This is a genomic window from Bordetella sp., assembly GCF_051960075.1.
Lineage (GTDB): Bacteria > Pseudomonadota > Gammaproteobacteria > Burkholderiales > Burkholderiaceae_B > Bordetella.
Window position 1 is genome coordinate 1 of sequence record NZ_JBQCER010000023.1, and the last position, 17,641, is coordinate 17,641.

The 17,641-nt window shown below is 65.4% G+C and carries 17 protein-coding genes; 13 read left to right on the plus strand and 4 right to left on the minus strand.

Annotated elements, in window-relative coordinates; translation table 11 throughout:
- Positions 1-512 (minus strand): hypothetical protein (locus ACTHJ1_RS02740; RefSeq protein WP_440187319.1); only part of this gene is annotated, 512 nt, incomplete at its 3' end.
- Positions 513-800: 288 nt separating this feature from the next.
- Here ACTHJ1_RS02740 and sctW point away from each other — a divergent pair.
- The 9 genes from sctW to ACTHJ1_RS02785 all read left to right on the plus strand — a co-directional run bounded on the left by sctW (position 801) and on the right by ACTHJ1_RS02785 (position 9,346).
- On the plus strand, positions 801-1,910 hold the full coding sequence (sctW, locus tag ACTHJ1_RS02745) for a type III secretion system gatekeeper subunit SctW (protein WP_440187322.1): 1,110 nt from the start codon (positions 801-803) through the stop codon (positions 1,908-1,910).
- A gap of 6 nt (positions 1,911-1,916) precedes the next feature.
- Positions 1,917-2,303: a hypothetical protein gene (locus tag ACTHJ1_RS02750; protein ID WP_440187325.1), complete on the plus strand. Its 387-nt coding sequence runs from the start codon at positions 1,917-1,919 to the stop codon at positions 2,301-2,303.
- 47 nt (positions 2,304-2,350) lie between these two features.
- Entirely contained in the window at positions 2,351-2,764 is a 414-nt protein-coding gene (locus ACTHJ1_RS02755) for a hypothetical protein (RefSeq protein WP_440187328.1), read from the plus strand.
- A gap of 95 nt (positions 2,765-2,859) precedes the next feature.
- On the plus strand, positions 2,860-3,249 hold the full coding sequence (locus tag ACTHJ1_RS02760) for a tetratricopeptide repeat protein (protein ID WP_440187330.1): 390 nt from the start codon (positions 2,860-2,862) through the stop codon (positions 3,247-3,249).
- A 9-nt stretch (positions 3,250-3,258) separates the two neighbouring features.
- Positions 3,259-5,358, plus strand: a complete 2,100-nt coding sequence (sctV, locus tag ACTHJ1_RS02765; protein ID WP_440187333.1) for a type III secretion system export apparatus subunit SctV — start codon at positions 3,259-3,261, stop codon at positions 5,356-5,358.
- A 31-nt stretch (positions 5,359-5,389) separates the two neighbouring features.
- Positions 5,390-6,781, plus strand: a complete 1,392-nt coding sequence (sctD, locus tag ACTHJ1_RS02770; RefSeq protein WP_440187336.1) for a type III secretion system inner membrane ring subunit SctD — start codon at positions 5,390-5,392, stop codon at positions 6,779-6,781.
- 13 nt (positions 6,782-6,794) lie between these two features.
- Entirely contained in the window at positions 6,795-7,067 is a 273-nt protein-coding gene (locus tag ACTHJ1_RS02775) for a hypothetical protein (protein ID WP_440187339.1), read from the plus strand.
- 11 nt (positions 7,068-7,078) lie between these two features.
- Positions 7,079-7,345 carry an EscF/YscF/HrpA family type III secretion system needle major subunit gene (locus ACTHJ1_RS02780; RefSeq protein ID WP_330917246.1) on the plus strand — a complete coding sequence of 89 codons (267 nt, stop codon included), beginning with the start codon at positions 7,079-7,081 and terminating at the stop codon, positions 7,343-7,345.
- Entirely contained in the window at positions 7,346-9,346 is a 2,001-nt protein-coding gene (locus tag ACTHJ1_RS02785; protein WP_440187342.1) for a TonB-dependent receptor domain-containing protein, read from the plus strand.
- A gap of 80 nt (positions 9,347-9,426) precedes the next feature.
- On the opposite strand, the gene ACTHJ1_RS02790 is transcribed toward ACTHJ1_RS02785, so the two are convergent.
- Positions 9,427-11,637 (minus strand): glycoside hydrolase family 31 protein, encoded by a 2,211-nt coding sequence (locus tag ACTHJ1_RS02790; protein ID WP_440187345.1) that lies wholly within the window; start codon positions 11,635-11,637, stop codon positions 9,427-9,429.
- Positions 11,638-11,847: 210 nt separating this feature from the next.
- Positions 11,848-13,707, minus strand: a complete 1,860-nt coding sequence (gene mnmC / locus ACTHJ1_RS02795; protein ID WP_440187348.1) for an FAD-dependent 5-carboxymethylaminomethyl-2-thiouridine(34) oxidoreductase MnmC — start codon at positions 13,705-13,707, stop codon at positions 11,848-11,850.
- A gap of 116 nt (positions 13,708-13,823) precedes the next feature.
- Between mnmC and ACTHJ1_RS02800 the strand changes: the two genes are divergently transcribed.
- The 3 genes from ACTHJ1_RS02800 (at position 13,824) to ACTHJ1_RS02810 (ending at position 16,450) form a co-directional block, all read left to right on the plus strand.
- On the plus strand, positions 13,824-14,696 hold the full coding sequence (locus ACTHJ1_RS02800) for an inositol monophosphatase family protein (protein ID WP_440187431.1): 873 nt from the start codon (positions 13,824-13,826) through the stop codon (positions 14,694-14,696).
- Positions 14,697-14,814: 118 nt separating this feature from the next.
- Positions 14,815-16,020 (plus strand): M20 aminoacylase family protein, encoded by a 1,206-nt coding sequence (locus ACTHJ1_RS02805; protein WP_440187351.1) that lies wholly within the window; start codon positions 14,815-14,817, stop codon positions 16,018-16,020.
- Positions 16,021-16,048: 28 nt separating this feature from the next.
- The gene (locus tag ACTHJ1_RS02810; protein ID WP_440187354.1) at positions 16,049-16,450 is read left to right on the plus strand and encodes an acyl-CoA thioesterase; all 402 of its coding nucleotides are present in this window, start codon (positions 16,049-16,051) and stop codon (positions 16,448-16,450) included.
- 41 nt (positions 16,451-16,491) lie between these two features.
- On the opposite strand, the gene ACTHJ1_RS02815 is transcribed toward ACTHJ1_RS02810, so the two are convergent.
- On the minus strand, positions 16,492-16,950 hold the full coding sequence (locus tag ACTHJ1_RS02815) for an Lrp/AsnC family transcriptional regulator (RefSeq protein WP_440187357.1): 459 nt from the start codon (positions 16,948-16,950) through the stop codon (positions 16,492-16,494).
- A 124-nt stretch (positions 16,951-17,074) separates the two neighbouring features.
- Between ACTHJ1_RS02815 and ACTHJ1_RS02820 the strand changes: the two genes are divergently transcribed.
- The gene (locus ACTHJ1_RS02820) at positions 17,075-17,623 is read left to right on the plus strand and encodes a cysteine dioxygenase (RefSeq protein ID WP_440187360.1); all 549 of its coding nucleotides are present in this window, start codon (positions 17,075-17,077) and stop codon (positions 17,621-17,623) included.
- Positions 17,624-17,641 lie beyond the last annotated feature (18 nt).

Below are 17,641 nucleotides of genomic sequence, written 5' to 3' on the forward strand. Positions count from 1 at the left end.
ATGTTGCCGATGATGCTCGAACGGCTGTCCTGCATCTTCTTGACGAAGTTGGTCATCACGTCGAACGCCTCGTTGCGCTTGTTCGACAGGCTCTGCAGGCGCAGCATGTCCATCTGCTGGCTGTTGGTCTGCGTGTCGATCGTGCCCTTGATCGAGGTCGCTGCCGCATCGAGACCGCCCTTGGTGGTCAGATCGAACTTGGAGGGATCCAGGCCCGCCGCGGTCAATGCGTTCTTGGTATCCTGGATCAGTTTTTTATTTTCGGCGTTGTCGGGCACCTTGCTGCCCGCGTCGGTGCCGCTGACCTTGCCCTGGAGGGCGCTTACGGAGCCCATCGCCGTATTGAGCTTGGAGATGGCGTCGTTGCGACCCTGCACTCCCTTGATCTGATCGGCCAGCTGCGAATCCAGCAACTGCGTGCGCTGCGACTGCACCGCCATCATTGCCGTTTCGATGTCCATGCCGGACAGATTCATGCCGCCGATGTTACCCAAACCTTGAATGCCGCTCATGATCTCGCTCCAGAAGACTTGTGTTGAAAACAGCCCGTCGAACTTGTTGCCGCCGTCGTTGCCGGCGACTCATGCCCCGTAAGTAACGCCCGGCTTGCCGATGGTTCCATGATGGTCGCCCCAAGATTAGCCGCCCTGTTTCTTGCCCATTAGCCAAGGGTATTCCCTAGTTCGAAAAGAGGCGGAAGCGCGCACACCGTGTCCTGCCCTCTGTCGGGGAACCTTTTCCCGGCATGTCGTTACTACTTCAGCAATCGGGCCTCGCGCCCAGGCACTACGGTTACGACCATGACTCGCATCAACAGCAGCGGCGCCATCATCGGCGGCTCGGCGCAACTCGAAACAGGCTTCGACTCGCTGGACGAAGCGCTCCAGCAAGGCACCATGCTGGGCGAACGCGCCGTGCGGATGCAGGCCGGCGAAGTCTCCCTGACCGACTCGGCCGAAGAACTCAGCCTGCACATGGCCGAGAAGACCGAGGAAAAGCACCACGCCGAGCGCAAGGTCAAGTCGGAAAAGGCGCTCGAAACCCTGGATGCCGGCGAGATCGTCGAGTTTTTCGACGATGCCCATGACGTCGATGCCCAGGACAAGCTGCGCGAATTGGCCGACAAGCTCCTCAAAGAGGGCGGCTCGCCGCGGCAGGAAGCCGGCAAAACCTTCGGCAACAATCCGGCCAGGCAATACCTGGGCTTGCAATACGCGTTGCGCCAGGGTGAGAAAGACGGCGCCGATCCCGATATTCTGGAGGCCATCCGCGATGCGCTGGCCGACCTGGAGCTCGAAAGCGGCCCAGAGATTCGTGCCGGCCTGAACACCCTGAAGACGGCCGGGGAATTCGCCTCCGATTCCGCCGGGGTCGAACAGTTCCAGGCCACCTACCGCGACATCGTGCTGGGCGAGGCCTCGCTGGCCAAAACGCTGGACCTGGCCTTGCAGCGCTTCGGCTCGCAGGACGTGGGCCGGGGCCTGAAGTCCCTGATCGGCGCCCTGGGCCAGGATCTCGCGGCTACCAGGCCGTCCTCCGACGCCAATCGTCTGCAGTCGCTCCTGACCGACATGTACCACCTCGAAGTGGCCGCCACCGTGCTGGAGACCTGCGGCGAACTGTCGGACAAGCTCGCCGAACAGGGCGAAAAGCCGCTCGATTCCACCAGACTGATGCGCGACATGGTCGGGCTGACCAACGAAAAATGGGTCTCCGAGTCGCGTTTTACCAAGCTGGCGCAGGATCACGGCCTCGCGTCGCCCACGGGGACCATCGCCTTTCTGAACGGCACGCGCGGCATGCTGCGCGACCTGCCGGTGCAGATTTATCCCGACGCCGACACGCGGCAGAACCTGCTGAACGCCCTGCAGGGCGCCCTGGACACCGCCATCGAGGCGGAAGAGGAATAACACACCATGAGCGGCCCGGAACTCACCCTGCGCCAGTTCGGCGAAGACGCCGGCATTCCCAACCTCACCTTCGATGCGCGCGGCCAGGCCGTGCTGCGCACCGAATCGGGCCGCCTGATCGGCGTCGAACTGGCTGAAAGGGAAATCCTGGTCTACGTTTCCCTGCCGCTGGATTATGATGCGGGCGCGTGGATGCAGCGCGCGTGGAAACGCGCGCACCATGGCCGCCAGGGCGAATGGCCGGTTCAGGCGGCGCTGCGCGAGCAGCCCGACGGCGGCCAGCGATTGCTGGCGCTGACCCGCGTGACGGAGCCCGAGTTCACGCCGCTGCGGCTGCGCCAGGCGCTGGAATACCTGTCGAGCTGGCTCGACGAGATACGCCAGGATGCGTGACCCGATGCCATGCAATTGAGTAATAGCGCAGCGCCCAGGAGACATCCATGCCGGATCTGAACGTCAGCAACAGCGTCAGCAGCAGCCTGTCCTTCGACCACGGCATCAACGGCATCGTCTATGCCCGCAAGGAAGAAGTCGGCGAACGCCACCTGCCTCAGCGTCAGGATCTGCCGCCGTCGTCAGACGGCGTCAAGGCGCAGCTGGCCGAGCTCCTCGAAAAACCCAACACCGAGCAGTTTCTCGACGCGGCGCTCAAGCCCCAGATCGGCAACCGCGAGCTGCTCATGCCTGCGCGTTTTTCTCAGGCGCTTTCCGACGCCGTCTCCGGGTTGACCGCCGCGGCGGAGAACGCCGGCGAAGACGCCAAGCCGCTGAACCGCGCCCTGCGCCTGCTCAAGGAAGAAGCCGGCCTGCGCGAACTGGTTTCCATGTACCGCAGCGCCCTGTATCAAGGATGAGCACCGGGAATGAGCAGACCGAGCCGCCTGATGTGCGCTGCAGGGGTACAAAACCTCCCCCTCGGAGAGACGGCGCGTAGCGCCAAATGGGGCCTATGACTTCAGCCGCCGCCGACCGCACCGCCCTGAGTCCCGACAGCATCGAGCTGCTGGGATTGCTGGCTTATGTCTACCTGGAAAACAACCGCCCCGAAAAGGCGGCCGTGCTGCTGTCCGCCCTGGAAACGCTGGGCGCGGCCGACTCGCGTCACCGCCTGTCGCTGGCGCTCGCCCAGTTGCGCTCGGGCAAGCCGGAAAGCGCCGCCGCCACGCTGGAACGCGCAGCCCTGCGCGGCGAAGTCGACGCCCCTTTTCACCTGGTGCGCGCCCAGGCCCTGCTGGCGCTCGACCGCCGCGCCGAAGCCGCCGCCGCCATGCGCGCCTACGTCGCCCTGCGCGCCGCAGCCGCTCCCACCGACGCCGCCGGACAACCGGCCACCCGCTGACGCCCTTCGATGCAACGAGTCCTCAACCGCGCAGTCGCCGCCGTCACCAGCCGCAACGACATCGTCCTGGCTTGCGTGATCGTCTCCATCATCTTCATGATGATCCTGCCGCTGCCCACGCCCCTGGTGGACGTGCTCATCGGCACCAATATGACGCTCTCGGCCGTGCTGCTGATGGTGGCGATGTACCTGCCCTCGCCCTTGGCGTTCTCGTCCTTCCCCGCAGTGCTGCTGGTCACCACGCTCTTTCGCCTGGGCATCGCGATCGCCACCACGCGCCTGATCCTGCTGCAGGGCGATGCCGGCCACATCATCCAGACCTTCGGCAACTTCGTGGTGGGCGGCAACCTGATCGTCGGCCTGGTGGTGTTCCTGATCCTGACCATCGTGCAGTTCGTGGTCATCACCAAGGGCGCCGAGCGCGTGGCCGAGGTAGCGGCGCGCTTCTCTCTGGATGCCATGCCGGGCAAGCAGATGTCGATCGACGCCGATCTTCGCGCCGGCACCATCGACATGGACGAGGCGCGCAAGCGCCGCACCACTGTCGAAAAAGAGAGTCAGCTATACGGCGCCATGGACGGCGCCATGAAGTTCGTCAAGGGCGACGCCATCGCAGGGTTGATCATCGTCGCGGTCAACATGCTGGGCGGCATCCTCATCGGCACCATGCAACGCAGCATGACGGCCGGCGAGGCGGTGCAGACGTATTCCATCCTGACCATCGGCGACGGCCTGATCTCGCAGATCCCGGCGCTGTTCATCGCCATCTGTGCCGGCATCATCGTCACGCGCGTGCAGACGGGCGAGGGCGGCCCGTCCAACGTCGGCAAGGACATCGGCGCGCAGGTGCTGGCCCAGCCGCGCGCCCTGCTGATCGCCGCCGCCGTGGCTGCCGGCATGGGCCTGATCCCGGGCATGCCGACGGTGACCTTCTTCGCGCTGGCCCTGATCGTCGGCACGATCGGCTTCGTGCTGCTGCGCGGCACGCGCAAAGTGGTTGACGAGAAGACCGGCGCCATCACCGAGATTCCCGCACTGGCCGCCGACGGCCAGCCCGCCAAGCCCAAGGCCCGAACCGACGGCAGCGCCGAGTTCGCCCCTACCCTGCCGCTGATGATCGACGTGGCCGCGGGGCTGCAGCAACACTTCGACGCCGACCAGCTCAACGAAGAGCTCATCAAGATCCGCCGCGCCCTGTATTTCGATCTGGGCGTGCCTTTCCCCGGCATCCAGCTGCGTTTCAACGAAGGCCTGCCCGAAGAAAGCTACGGGATCCTGCTTTCCGAAGTGCCTGTATCGCAAGGCCGGTTGCGCCCCGGCTATGTGCTGGCGCGCGATTCCGAGCAGAACCTCGAGGCCCTGCAGGTTCCTTTCGAAACCGACAAGCGTTTCCTGCCCGACGTGCCCACGATCTGGGTCGGGCTCGCGCACAAGCCCACGCTGGACGGCGCCGGCATTCCCAGCATGGATGCCAACCAGGTGCTGACCTGGCATCTGGCCTTCGTTCTCAAGAAGTATTCCTCGGACTTCATCGGCATCCAGGAGACCCGGTTCTTGCTCACCGCCATGGAAGACCGCTACCCCGACCTGGTCAAGGAGGCGCTGCGCGTCATGCCCGTGCAGAAAATCGCCGAGATCCTGCAACGCCTGGTGTCGGAAGACATCTCGGTGCGCAATCTGCGCGCGGTGCTCGAATCCCTGATCGAATGGGGCCAGAAAGAAAAAGACTCGGTGCTGCTCACCGAATACGTGCGCGTCTCGCTCAAGCGCCACATCAGCTACAAGTATTCCAGCGGCCAGAACATCCTTCCCGCCTATCTGCTGGCGCCCAACGTCGAGGAAACCGTCCGGGGCGCCATCCGCCAGACCTCGGCCGGCAGCTACCTCGCGCTGGACCCCAATGCCAGCAAGAAGCTGGTCGAGAACATCAAGAAAGCCGTGGGAGACCTGAGCGCCGCGGCCCGCAAGCCCGTGCTGCTCACCTCCATGGACATCCGGCGTTATCTGCGCAAGATGATCGAGCAGGATCTTTACGAACTACCCGTGCTTTCCTATCAAGAGTTGACGCAGGAAATCAACGTGCAGCCGCTGGCGCGAGTCGATCTATGACCGACCACATCCGCCGGCCCAGGGAGTCCGCGTGAACACGTCCGTCACGCCCGTTCAACGCACCGATGCCGACGCGCTGGAATTGCGCGTGCTCTCCGGCCTGCACCGGGAAGCGAGCTGCCCGGCTCAGGACGGCGCGGTGGTGGGCGCCGACCCGGACTGCGACATCGTGCTGGCCGACGCCGGCGTAGGACCGCGCGCAGCGCGGCTGCGCATCGGCCCCAACGGTTGGGATATCGCCCCCCAGGACGGCGCGCCTACCGGCGAACCGCGTACGCCCTTCAATCAGGCTTTGCCGCTAGGTCCGGTCTGGGTCACCGTGGCACGTAGCGGCGACGCCTGGACCAAACTGCCCGATGCCGCCAACGATGGCGCCGTTCCCGAGGCGGGCGTAGCCCAGCCTGCCGAACCGCAGGCGGCATCCGAAGCGCGGGACGCCGCATCCGCGGCCCGATCCACGACCTCGAATACCGGGCCGCTCCCCTGGCGTGCCGCCCCCGCCGCCACGGGATCCAAACCCGACAAGCGCGCCGCGTGGCCTTTGCTGCTGGGCCTGGCTGCCGTGGTGCTGGCCGTGGTCGTGGCCATTTCCATGGCCTGGATGCTGCCCACCGCGCCCAGACAGGCCGCACGCGAGAACGCGCGGCCGACGGCGCAGGACACGCTGCCCACCGTCAACGCGGCCATTGCCCGCCTGGGCCTGTCCGATCGCCTGCGCGCCGAACTGCTGCCCGACGGCTCGGTGCAGGTCTCCGGCTGGGTCCGCAACAATGCCGAGCAGGACGCCCTGTCTGCCGCGCTGACCCAGATCTGGCCCATGCCAGCCATGCGCGTGAGCGTCGCACAGACCATCGCCGCGACCGCCGCCGACGTGCTGCGGTCCTTCCCGGTGAAATATGCGGCCCGCTACGACGGCAACGGCCGTCTCACCGTCCGCGGCATCGCCCCCGACGCGAAAGAGCGTGGCGCAGCGATAGCCGCTCTCAACGCGCAGCTGCCCGGCATCACCATCCTGGGCAACGACGTCATGCTGGCGCCCGATGTGCTGGACGATCTGGCCGGCCGCATCACCGCCGCCGGCATCGCCAGCGTGGGGCTGACCTGGAAAGACAATCAGCTTCAAGCCAGCACGTCCGCGCTGACGGACGACCAGGTCGATACCCTGCGCGGGGTCGTCGAACAGTTCAACGCCACGCACTTCGGCGTGGCCGTGTTGGGCAAGCCTTCCGTCACGGACATGCCTTTTGCCGACAGCGTTCCTTTCGGCATACGCATGGTGGTCAGCGGCCCCCAGCCTTTCATCGTGCTCGACAACGGCAATAAACTGCTGGTGGGCGGCACCTACAAGCGCTACCGGCTGATCGCCGTAGAGCCCACGCGGCTGGTTTTCGACGGCCCGCGGCCGGCCATCGTGCTACGCTGATTCTCACTTTGTCATGGATACGCCCGCCCTCACCGATCTCAAGGTCCGCCTGGCCCAGCCACAAGGCGCGACCCTGCGCGACGAACTGCTCGAGCGCGTCGATGCGCTCGAACTGCGCCTGCGCACGCGCATCGCGGCCGGCCTGTCGCGCGAAGAATTTCCCGACTGGTTCATGACCGCCGAGGCTGCCGCCGCAGCGCGCGAAATCCTGGCCATGCAGCGCGTAGCCGAACCCGTCGATCTCCAGGCGCCCGACATGGCGCCCGCTTCGTTCACCTACCCCTGAGGAGTCTCGCCATGCTCAACGGACTTTCCACTTCGGCGTCGCTGAATTTCAACAACGTCAACAACACGGTCTACTCGGCTATTCAGACGCAGGAAACGCAGCTGAACCAGACGATGCAGACCATCAGCAGCAGCAGCAACAACGGCACCGTCTCGCAAGCCCAGATGCTTCAGTTGCAGCAGCAGATCAACCAATGGAGCATGCTGGTGCAGATCCAGAGCACCATCATCAAGTCGATCTCGGATTCGCTCAAAGGCGTCATCCAGAACGTCGCCTGAATGCGGTTGCTGCGTCGCATCGGGCGTCACGCAGGCCTGTTGGCGGGCATGTTTCCCGCACTGGCCGGCGCGCAACTCTTGACCGCTCCGCCGGCGGCGACGTCTCCGACGACGTCCATGCTGAATCAGGTGCCGTCGCTGTCCGAGCTGCCGCCCACAGTCGTGCGGCAACAGATCCAGGGGCCGATACTGCGCACCACTGCGCTGCAGGACCCTTCGGCGGTGACGATCGCCAGCCGCACGCTACAGGCCCCCGGCAACGTGCTCGGCGACGTATCCGTCGTCACCGCTTCACCCTTGACCCATGCCGGGCAGGCGAGCCTGGCCGAGCTGCTCTCGCTCGAACCCGGCATCGACGCCATCGAGTTGGGCGGGCCGCAGACGTCCACGCGACTCTTCATGCGCGGCGCAGGCGGCAACGACACGCTGGTGCTGCTAAACGGCGTGCGCATCGACAGCAATGCGCTCGCCGCCATCCCGCCCGACAGCCTGCAGCGCGTGGAAATCCTGCGCGGCCCGGCCAGCAGTCTCTATGGTTCGGACGCGATCGGTGGGGTCGTCAATCTCATCACCCAGCCCGATACGCCCAAGACCGCATCGGCCTGGACCAATTTCGGCGTGGGCAGCCGGGGCACCACGCGCTATAGCGCAGGCGTTTCGGGCATCGACGACAACGGCTGGGTCTACACGCTGGCAATAGGCCGCGCGAAAAGTACGGGCTTCAACGCCGACAGGCCGGGCAATCCCAACTACAACCCGGACAAGGACGGCTTTACGCAACACGACTTCTCCGGCTCGCTGGGCTACGCGTGGCAGCCCGGCCAGACGCTGCAATTCCAGTACTACCGTTCTCGCCTCTACGGCGACTACGACGCGGGCCAGCCGTGGTTCGGCGATCAGCGTACGCAAACGCTACAGGGATATTCAATAGTCAGCGCCAACCAACTGGCCGATTACTGGAAAAGCACGTTGCGCCTGGGCCGCTCGACGAACGACACGCTGTGGCAAAACGCGCCCGGCACGAGCTTCTTCAATACCTGGGAAAACCAGCTTTCCTGGCAGAACGATTTCACCTTGGCACAAAACCAGACGCTGACCGCCGGCTACGATCATCTGTACCAATCGGCGTCGGGCGCCGTGGTCGACGGCGCCACGTCGCCTGCGAGCCTCGTCGGATATCCCGGCGAGAGCCGCACCACCGACGCCTATTATCTGGGCTACTTGGGCTCTTTCGGCGCCCACCATCTGCAGGCCAGCCTGCGCCGCGATCGGCCATCGGATTTCGGCAGCCAGACGACCGGCGCGATCAGCTACGGCTATGACTTCACGCCGTCGATACGCGGATCGCTGACGGGCAGCACGGGCTTTCGGGCGCCCACGCTGGCCGAGTTGTATTGGCCCAACTCGGGCACGGGCAGCGGCTATGTCGGCAATACCGCGTTGCAGCCCGAGCGTTCGCATAATTTCGAAGCCAGGCTGCGCTATCTGCAAGGCTCGACCGAAGCCAGCATCACGTACTACCGCAACCGGGTCAGCAACCTGATCGTCGATCAGCTCTCAGACACGTCCAACCCCTACAGCACGTATATGCCCGTCAATGTGGGCAGCGCAACGCTGACCGGCGTCACGCTGACGGCCGCTCGACGATTCGGCACCGTCAGGCTCAAAACCAGTCTTGACCTGAGCGATCCGCGCAACAACGCAACCGGACAGGTACTGCCGCTGCGCACGCGACGCCTGCTGCGATTGTCGGGCGAAAAGCGCTTCGACGATGGCTGGCGCGTGGGCGCCGAATGGGTGCTGTCGGGCAAACGCCGGCAAAGCGACGGCAGCAATGTAGGCGGTTATGGGTTGATGAATCTCACCGCGGCTTACGACCTTACGTCCAACGTCGAACTGAGCATGCGTTGGAACAACGTGTTCAACAAGCAGTACACGCTGGTCGAAGGCTATAGCACGCCCGGGTCGTCGATTTTCTTCAACCTTGGGTGGCGGATGTGATCGTCGGCTTTTTGGGTTCTTGAACCGCCGGCGACAGGACTACGGGGTTCCGATGCTCGCCCTATCGACGGATCGCGGCATCAACGCGCGTGAGAGATCCGCACTTCCGCACCGCGCCGCTTAACTTCGAGCCCTTCGGACGGCAGGATACGCAAGCCTTCCAGCCCTTTGATATAGCTGGATCCCTGCATCTGCATCACCCGGATCTTGTTGCGCATCACGACGGGGTTGTGCATCGGCATCCCGAACATCCAGACTTCGTCCAGGATGCGCGCCGAGTTGAACTCGCCGGCATGCTGCGCCAGCGGACCCAGGCAGAGCATATGGCCTTCACGGCCGAAGACCGGATACTGCTCGGGGCTGCAGGTCAGCGTCCAGACCGTGCCGCCTTCGTAGCGGTGGCCCGTGTTCAGATCCCACCAGGCTTCGCCCTTGGGCAGGTAGACCTTGGCCTCGCTGCCCGGTTTGGTGATCGGAGCCACCAGCAGGGCAGGACCGAGCAGATATTGCAGGTCCCAGGCATGTGCGTCGGGGTCGTTGGGGAAGGACATGGCCATGGAGCGCTGCACCGGCAGACCGGTGCGCGCGGCGTCTTCGATGGCGCCGAGCACGTAGGGAATGAGGCGGTAACGCCAGTTCATCCAGGTGCGTGCATGCCCCAGCGTCTGCGCGCCGAATGCCCAGGGCATCAGGTCGTCGACCCCCTGGAAGCTGAAGTTGGCGGAAAACACGCCCATGGCAAGCCAGCGCACATAGAGCTCGGCGTCCATGCCTTCGCGCGAGGCAGTCGCCGAGCCGATATGGTGCGTCTGCACCGGCACGCCGCTGGCGCCGATGGACAGCGACGTGCGCAGGCTGTACTCAAGGCCATCCCAGGTATTGGGCACCTGCGGCCCGGTCTGCCAGGGCAGGCGCTGAGCGGCCGGGAACAGGTCGGTGCTGGGAATCACGCCTTCCGGCGGCACCTTGTGGCCCGCCACGGCGTCGAACAGGGCGCGGCGTGCCAGGAACGGATACTGCGTACGCAAGGCAGCGCCGCTTTCGCCGCTGCGGGCGCTCACGCCGTCGGGAATGTCGATCTGCGTGCTGCAGGCCGGCGCGCCCAGGCCGTCTTCCATGAGCTGGCGATGGCGGTCTACCCACAGGTTGTAGGCGTCGCGATGCGTCAGGTCGAGCAGGCCGTAAGCACGGCCGCCCGTGGCGGCGCATCCGTCGAATACCTGCGCGCCACCCTCGTCTTTGGCCAGCAGCCAGCCGCGGTCTTCCAGTTCTTCGAACAGAATGCTGCCCTGGATCACGGCCGGCAGACACGATGCGGAAACGTGCACATGATGCTTCTGAAACAGCGCCAACATCTGCTTGGGATCGGGGAAACGTTGAGCATCCCACTCGAGCGCGGACTTGTCGGACTGAAAGCCCCAGGCCGCCGGCAACGCGAGCGACACCACATCCAGCGGAATCTGCTCGGTGCGCAGGCGCTCGACCAGGGCGGCCGTCTGCTCGGGCGTCTCGCCCTGCGCCTGCTGCAGCCAGGCGCCCATGGCCCACAGCACCGGCTGGCCGGCGCGGCCCGTCAGCGCCGTGTATTGATTGAGGATCTCGCCGGGTTCGCCAGCGAAAAGGAAAAGATCCAGCACCGGGTCGGCTATCGTCAAAAGATAGGTCGAACTCGCCGGCGCGACACCTGGGTCGTGCTCGACGCGATGCAGCGTATTGGCATAGACGCCCCAGCCGCGTGGACTCCAGGCCAGCGGCAAGGCGCGATGCGCGGGATCGTCCGACACGACAGCCTCGCCGCGGCGGTTCAGATCGCCTGGGGTTTCGCCCAGACCGTAGATGCGCTCGCCTGCCTTGAGTGCGAAGCTCGCCGTCCAGAAGGCGTCTTCGGGGCTACCCAGAGCCTGATGAGCGAAAGCGTTGCTGCCGGCAGACGACAGCACGGCGTGGCCGCCGCGCGACAAGGTGATGCGCAAGGGCGCTGTCTGCAGGTCGAGCGTCACGTCGCCCTGCTCGATGCGCCACCCTCCCGCGCGCGGCGCCACGGTCGCTTCGCCCACGGCCTCCTGGCGAGCCAGCAGCATTTCGGCCAACGCACGCATGCGCGGGCTAGCCTTCTCATCGTTCAAAAGGGCCGGGTCGCCGCAGCGAAGGCGGAATACGCCCGGCGCGTGGGCCTCCACCGCCAGTAATAAGCCATCCCCCAGGTCGAAATCGAAGCGGCTGGGACGGCTCGTCGACAGCTGGGCGTTTTCAAGCGGGGTAAGTTGGACTAAGCTGGACTTAGGCGGCACGGCAAGACCTCGGGTTCTGGGCCAGAAGGCTAAAAGCCTCTATTTTGACGGATTTGGCTTTTGAAATAAACTCGGCGCCCCCTGAATCGGGGTCGGAAAGAGCCGAGCAGACATAAAATCGGGCCGGCAAGGCCCTTTTTCATGCCTTTTGGACTCTCCGGCCACGCCTGCAAGCTGAATCCGTACGCCGTATTTCGATCGTCCTCCTGATCAACGCGGCAAAATCTGGTCGATCAGGTCGGTTTCCAGAGGCAAGGGCTCGCCGCATAGCCAGGCGGCGATCAAATCGCCCCCCAGCGCCGACCAGCTCAAGCCTCGCGAGGCATAGCCGGTCGCCAGCCAGACTCCGGGCGCATGAGCCAGCGGCCCGATGGCCGGCAACCGCCCAGGCAGCACCGCCCGCCAGCCCGCCCAGCCCGGCAGATCGCCCGCCGGCAGGCCTCGCAGAGCCCGGCCCGCCTCCTCGCCCAGCAACCCGGCCGCCTTGTCCAGATTGACGCGCTGCCCTGCTGCACCCACCCTGGATTCCTGGGCTCCGTGCACGTATGTGCTGCCCGCCACGCACCAGCCCTCGATCTCGGGCAGCAGATAGCCCTCCCCGCCCACGATGCAACGCGGTCCGCCCCACAGGGCGGACGAGGGCGCCTGCGTCACCTCGCCGGCCAGGGCATGCATCTGCGCCAGCCTAGGCAATGGGTCGAGCAGGCCCGAGGCGCGCAGCACCACCGGCGCCTGAGCGGCGCAGGCCAGCACTAGATTCCCGGTTTCGGCCAGCACAACGCCCTGCGGGTCGCAAATCTGCCACAGGGATCCGGCCTGGCGGATGCTGGCCACCGTGCCAGTCCGGCGACGTATCCCCGGCATGGACAGCAACGCCGAGACCAGCCTGTCCGGCCGAACCAGCAGGCCGTCGCGAAAATACACGCCGCCGCGCGCCACGGGCAGGCCCGCCAGCCGACCTGCTTCGTCGGCGTCGACCGCTCTCGCCCACTCCGCAGGAAAAGCCAGTTCGGATAAAGCCTGGGCCAAGGCTGTGGCCCGCCCGGCATCGCGCTCGAGCTGCAAGGTGCCGCAGCGGAGAACCGCTGCGTCCAGGCCGGTCCAGCGCCGCAGTGCCCGCAGGCTGCCGGCGCGCGACAGACGTGCCCGCGAATTGTCGTCGCGCGCGATCACCGGCGTCATTGCGGCCGCCAAATGCCCGCGGTGCGCGCCCGCATCGCTCTCCGGCGCCAGCACCGTCACCGCAAGGCCGCGCAGCGCCAGCGCCTGGGCCACGCCGGCGCCGGCCAGACCTGCGCCGACCACCAGCGCCGACGCTGCATCGCCGCCAGGCGGGCCGGAACCGGCGCCGGCCCGCGCCGAGCGCGTCCCCACACTCATGTGCAGCTTGCCATAGCCCTGTTCGCGTCGCACGTCGAAACCGGCCTCGACCAGCGTGCGCCGCACATAGCCCGCGCTGGCCCAAGTCGCCAGCGTGGCATCGGGCGCGGCCAGGCGTGCCAGGACGCCCAGCACGTCCTGAGACCACATCGCCGGATTGCGTCTGGGTGCGAAGCCATCGAAAAAATAGGCATCCACGCGCGCGGACAAACGCGGCGCGATCGTCGCGGCCTCGCCGAAGGCTAGGGTTAGCGTGACAGCGCCCTGCTCGAATTCCAATCGATGAAGGCCAGGCAAACGCGGCGGCCATTGCGCGATCAAGGCCTCGGCCCATGGGCGCAGTGCCTGCGGCAAATGACGGTCCCACGCCATGCGCAAGACCTCGCGTTCGAGCGGATGCCCCTCGATCGACACGACGTGCAGGCGCGTCGCACGCCGCGGATCGGCGCGCCAGGCTCGCCAAAGCGCCAGAAAGTTCAGCCCCAACCCGAAACCGGTCTCGCACACCGTAAACCGATCGCGCCCTTGCCAGCGCCGCGGCAGATCGTTGCCGCGCAGAAACACCTGTTCGGCCTGCGCCAGCGCGTCCGTGCGCGAGTGATAGACATCCCCGTATGCGGCGCTGTAGGGGCGCCCTGCCTCGTCGAGCGACAGGTCCGCGGGTTGCAAGGGTATGTAGGAAGAAGTCATAGTAAGTTGCAAAAAGCGGCGTCAACATATCAGAACCCGTTGGCAATGCGCCACGCATGCCGCGCAAACGCCGCGTCGACGCGGTTCTGCACGAAGGGCAGGCTTACACTGGAAGCATGCAGAACATCAGCCACCCCAAGCATTCATTGCTCGATCTGCGCGCGGCCATCGACGCCGCCGTGACCGCCGCGCACACCGGCGCAGCCGTGCTGCAATCGTACGCGCACCATCGAGCCGACCTGATCATCGACCATAAAGCGCGCAACGATCTGGTCTCCCAGGCCGACCGCGAGGCCGAAACCGCCGTCATCGAAGCGCTGCACTCCCGCATGCCAGGCCTGGGCATCGTGGCGGAAGAAACCGGCGGCGTGCCCCACGGCCCGGCCACCTGGTACATCGATCCGCTGGACGGCACGACCAACTACCTCAGTGGCATCCCGCACTACGCGGTGTCCATCGCGCTGATCGCGCACCCTGGCACGCCGATGGCGATAAACGAGCCGATCGAGGTCGACACGCCCGTAATCGGCGTCGTCTACGATCCCTGCCGCGAAGAACTGTTCACCAGCGTCTACGGCGTAGGCTCTTGGCTCAACGGCAGGCGCATCGCCTGCTCGCGTACGGGCAGCCTGGCCGAATCCGTCGTGGCCACGGGTTTCCCGTTCCGCGATTTCTCTTTCGCCGAGCAATACATGCCCATGCTGCACGACGCCATCCATACCACGCGCGGCGTGCGCCGCATGGGCGCGGCGGCGCTGGATCTGGCCTGGACGGCCTGCGGCCGCTACGACGGCTATTGGGAAATGGGGCTGGCGCCCTGGGACGTGGCGGCGGGCACGCTGATCCTGCGCGAAGCGGGAGGCGTCTGCACCGACATGCACGGCACCGATCCCTGGCCCAAGGGCGGCGACGTGGTCGCGGGCAACCCACAGGTCCACAAAGCGCTGGAAGCCATGATCGCGCCGCATCTCAAACCCCGGAAAGCCTGAGCAGATTACGCGCCCGCACCGCCTGCATGCGGCGCGCTCCGGGCAAGGCGACGAATCCGGCCGTTGATGCTACGCTTTAAGGGACATCTTTTTCACGCGTTTCAACGCCGTCCCTATCATGAAGCTAATCGAACCCATCGTCGCCTGGCAGGATGAAATCGCCCGCGTCCGACGAGATCTGCACGCGCATCCCGAACTGTCCTACGAAGAATTCCGCACCGCCGACGTCGTCGCCGCCAAACTGCAGGAATGGGGCATCCCCATCGACCGCGGCCTGGGCGGCACCGGCGTGGTCGGCATCATCGAAGGCAAGCTGCGGCAAGCCTCCGGCAAGCCGCGCGCCGTCGGCCTGCGCGCCGACATGGACGCCCTGCCCATGCAGGAGCTGAACGCCTTCGAGCATCGCAGCCGACATGACGGCAAGATGCACGCCTGCGGTCACGACGGGCATACCGCCATGCTGCTCGGCGCGGCGCGCTATCTGGCCCAGCATCGCGATTTCGCCGGCACGGTCTATGTGATCTTCCAGCCCGCCGAAGAGGGCGGCGCCGGCGCCCAGCGCATGATCGACGACGGCCTGTTCACCAAATTCCCCATGGAAGCGGTGTTCGGCATGCACAACTGGCCCGGCTTCAAGGTGGGACAGTTCGGCGTGACGGCCGGTCCCATTATGGCCGCGGCCAACGAATTCTCTATCGTCATCAAGGGCAAGGGCGCGCACGGCGGCATGCCGCACCTGGGCCACGACCCCATCATGGCGGCCGCGCAAATGGCCGTATCCATGCAAACCATCGTCTCGCGCAACCGCAATCCGGCCGAATCCGCAGTGCTCAGCATCACGCAGATCCACGCCGGCAGCGCCGACAACGTCATACCCACCGAAGCGGAGCTGCGCGGCACAGTGCGCACCTTCACCGTCGAAATGACCGATCTCATCGAGCGGCGCATGCGCGAGATCGCCGAACACACGGCCGCCGCGATGAACTGCCAGATCGAGTTCGTCTTCGCCCGCAACTATCCGCCCACCATCAACGACCCCGAAGAGACCGCCTTTTGCGCCGAAGTCATGCGCGGCATCGTGGGCGAGGCCAATGTCGACGACCACGTCACTCCGACCATGGGCGCCGAAGACTTTTCCTATATGCTGCTGCAAAAGCCCGGCTGCTACGTCTGGATCGGCAACGGCGACGGCGAGCATCGCGCGCAAGGCCACGGCATGGGTCCTTGCATGCTGCACAACGGCAGCTACGACTTTAACGACGCGCTGCTGCCGCTGGGCGCGACCTACTGGGTTCAGCTGGCGCTCAAGCGGCTGGCCAAGTAAATCCGCAGTATCCCATCGGAGTTCGACCATGCCCAAGCCCCCCGCCAACGTCAATTTGCCCGACGACCAACCCGTGCTGCGCGTCATGCCCATGCCGGCCGACTCGAACGTCCACGGCGACGTGTTCGGCGGGTGGATCATGGCGCAACTCGACATCGCGGGCGCCGTCCCGGCCGCACGCCGCGCCGACGGCCGAGTAGCCACCGTCGCGGTGAACGCCATCGTCTTCAAGCAGCCGGTATTCGTTGGCGATCTGCTCAGCTTCTACGCCAGGATCGTCAAGACCGGCAATACCTCGATCACCGTCGAGGTGGACGTCTACGCCCAGCGCCAGCGCCTGGATGCCGAGATCGTCAAGGTCACCGAGGCGACGCTGACCTACGTAGCCACCGACAACGCGCGCCGCAGCCGCCCCCTGCCTCCGCTGTAAAGCTCAGGCAACCCTATCGGTCGCGCTTGGCTCCGGGTGCATCACTCCACCCCCAGGGGCAGCTCCATGGTGCTTTTGATGACTTCCATGGAAAAACTGGCGCTCACGTCCAGCAGATCCACCATCGCGATCAGCCGCCGATAGAAACGGTCGTAGGCCGCCATGTCTTCGACCACCACCTTCAGCAAATAATCCACGTCGCCCGCCATGCGGTGAAACTCCACCACATTGGGCAATGCCATCACGGCGCTCACGAGACTCTGCGTCCATTTCGCGTTGTGCTGGCTGGTGCGGATGGACACGAAAACCGTGAGATTGAGTCCCAGCGCCTGCGGATTGAGCACCACCGCGTTGCGCTCGATGATTCCGTCTTCCCTGAGCTTCTGGATGCGCCGCCAGCACGGTGTTACGGAGAGATTTACCTGCTCGGCAATCTCGGCCACCGATAGATCGGCATTCTTCTGCATAAGCCCGAGAATCTTGAAATCCGTCTGATCCATGGGGGTTCCTTTGCGCCGGAGAAATTTTTTTCACTGCGGGCGCTATCCGGCCCGAATTAGGCAAATTTATTCCATGGACGGCGCTTTAGGATAGATGGATGCCCATTTCACGCGACGACCCGTCATGCTGACCGCCACCGACTCCGACATCGCCCCGAACGCCGCGCTGCAGGCCCTGTGCGCCGCCACCGATCAAGCCGAGCAGACCGCCGCCTCGACCCTGCTGCTGCAGATGGCTGCGCACTTGAGACAGGCCGACAATCTGCTGGACGCCCTGCCGCAGGAACTGCGCACCGGCTCGCCCGACAGCTACTGCCGCCACATCGCCTACGCCGACCCGAGCGGCCGCTTTACCGTCGTTTACCTGGTATGGCGCCCGGGCCAGCACAGCCCCGTGCATGGCCACAAAACCTGGTGCGCCTATCGCGTGCTGCAAGGCGAACTGTCCGAAACGCTCTACCACTGGAATCCGGCCACCCAGATTCTGTCGGTCAACGGCGAAATCACTCGCAAACCCGGTGACATCTTCACTGCCATCCCGGGCCTGCAACAGACGCACCGCCTGGGCAACAACGGCAACGATGTGGCCATCACCCTGCACGTCTACGGCGTCGCCGAAGAACATATTTCTACTGGCGTAAACCTGCTGCCACCGCAGCCGCGGCTGCAGTAAGCGCAAAACCGAAGACTC

Bases quoted from the DNA above. Each gene is read 5' to 3' on its own strand.
- ACTHJ1_RS02750 (WP_440187325.1), top strand. From the start codon at position 1,917: ATGAGCGGCCCGGAACTCACCCTGCGCCAGTTCGGCGAAGACGCCGGC.
- ACTHJ1_RS02810 (WP_440187354.1), top strand. From the start codon at position 16,049: ATGCCCAAGCCCCCCGCCAACGTCAATTTGCCCGACGACCAACCCGTG.
- sctW (WP_440187322.1), top strand. From the start codon at position 801: ATGACTCGCATCAACAGCAGCGGCGCCATCATCGGCGGCTCGGCGCAA.
- ACTHJ1_RS02780 (WP_330917246.1), top strand. From the start codon at position 7,079: ATGCTCAACGGACTTTCCACTTCGGCGTCGCTGAATTTCAACAACGTC.
- ACTHJ1_RS02820 (WP_440187360.1), top strand. From the start codon at position 17,075: ATGCTGACCGCCACCGACTCCGACATCGCCCCGAACGCCGCGCTGCAG.
- ACTHJ1_RS02755 (WP_440187328.1), top strand. From the start codon at position 2,351: ATGCCGGATCTGAACGTCAGCAACAGCGTCAGCAGCAGCCTGTCCTTC.
- ACTHJ1_RS02785 (WP_440187342.1), top strand. From the start codon at position 7,346: ATGCGGTTGCTGCGTCGCATCGGGCGTCACGCAGGCCTGTTGGCGGGC.
- ACTHJ1_RS02760 (WP_440187330.1), top strand. From the start codon at position 2,860: ATGACTTCAGCCGCCGCCGACCGCACCGCCCTGAGTCCCGACAGCATC.
- sctV (WP_440187333.1), top strand. From the start codon at position 3,259: ATGCAACGAGTCCTCAACCGCGCAGTCGCCGCCGTCACCAGCCGCAAC.
- ACTHJ1_RS02805 (WP_440187351.1), top strand. From the start codon at position 14,815: ATGAAGCTAATCGAACCCATCGTCGCCTGGCAGGATGAAATCGCCCGC.
- ACTHJ1_RS02775 (WP_440187339.1), top strand. From the start codon at position 6,795: ATGGATACGCCCGCCCTCACCGATCTCAAGGTCCGCCTGGCCCAGCCA.
- ACTHJ1_RS02800 (WP_440187431.1), top strand. From the start codon at position 13,824: ATGCAGAACATCAGCCACCCCAAGCATTCATTGCTCGATCTGCGCGCG.
- ACTHJ1_RS02815 (WP_440187357.1), bottom strand. From the start codon at position 16,950: ATGGATCAGACGGATTTCAAGATTCTCGGGCTTATGCAGAAGAATGCC.
- mnmC (WP_440187348.1), bottom strand. From the start codon at position 13,707: ATGACTTCTTCCTACATACCCTTGCAACCCGCGGACCTGTCGCTCGAC.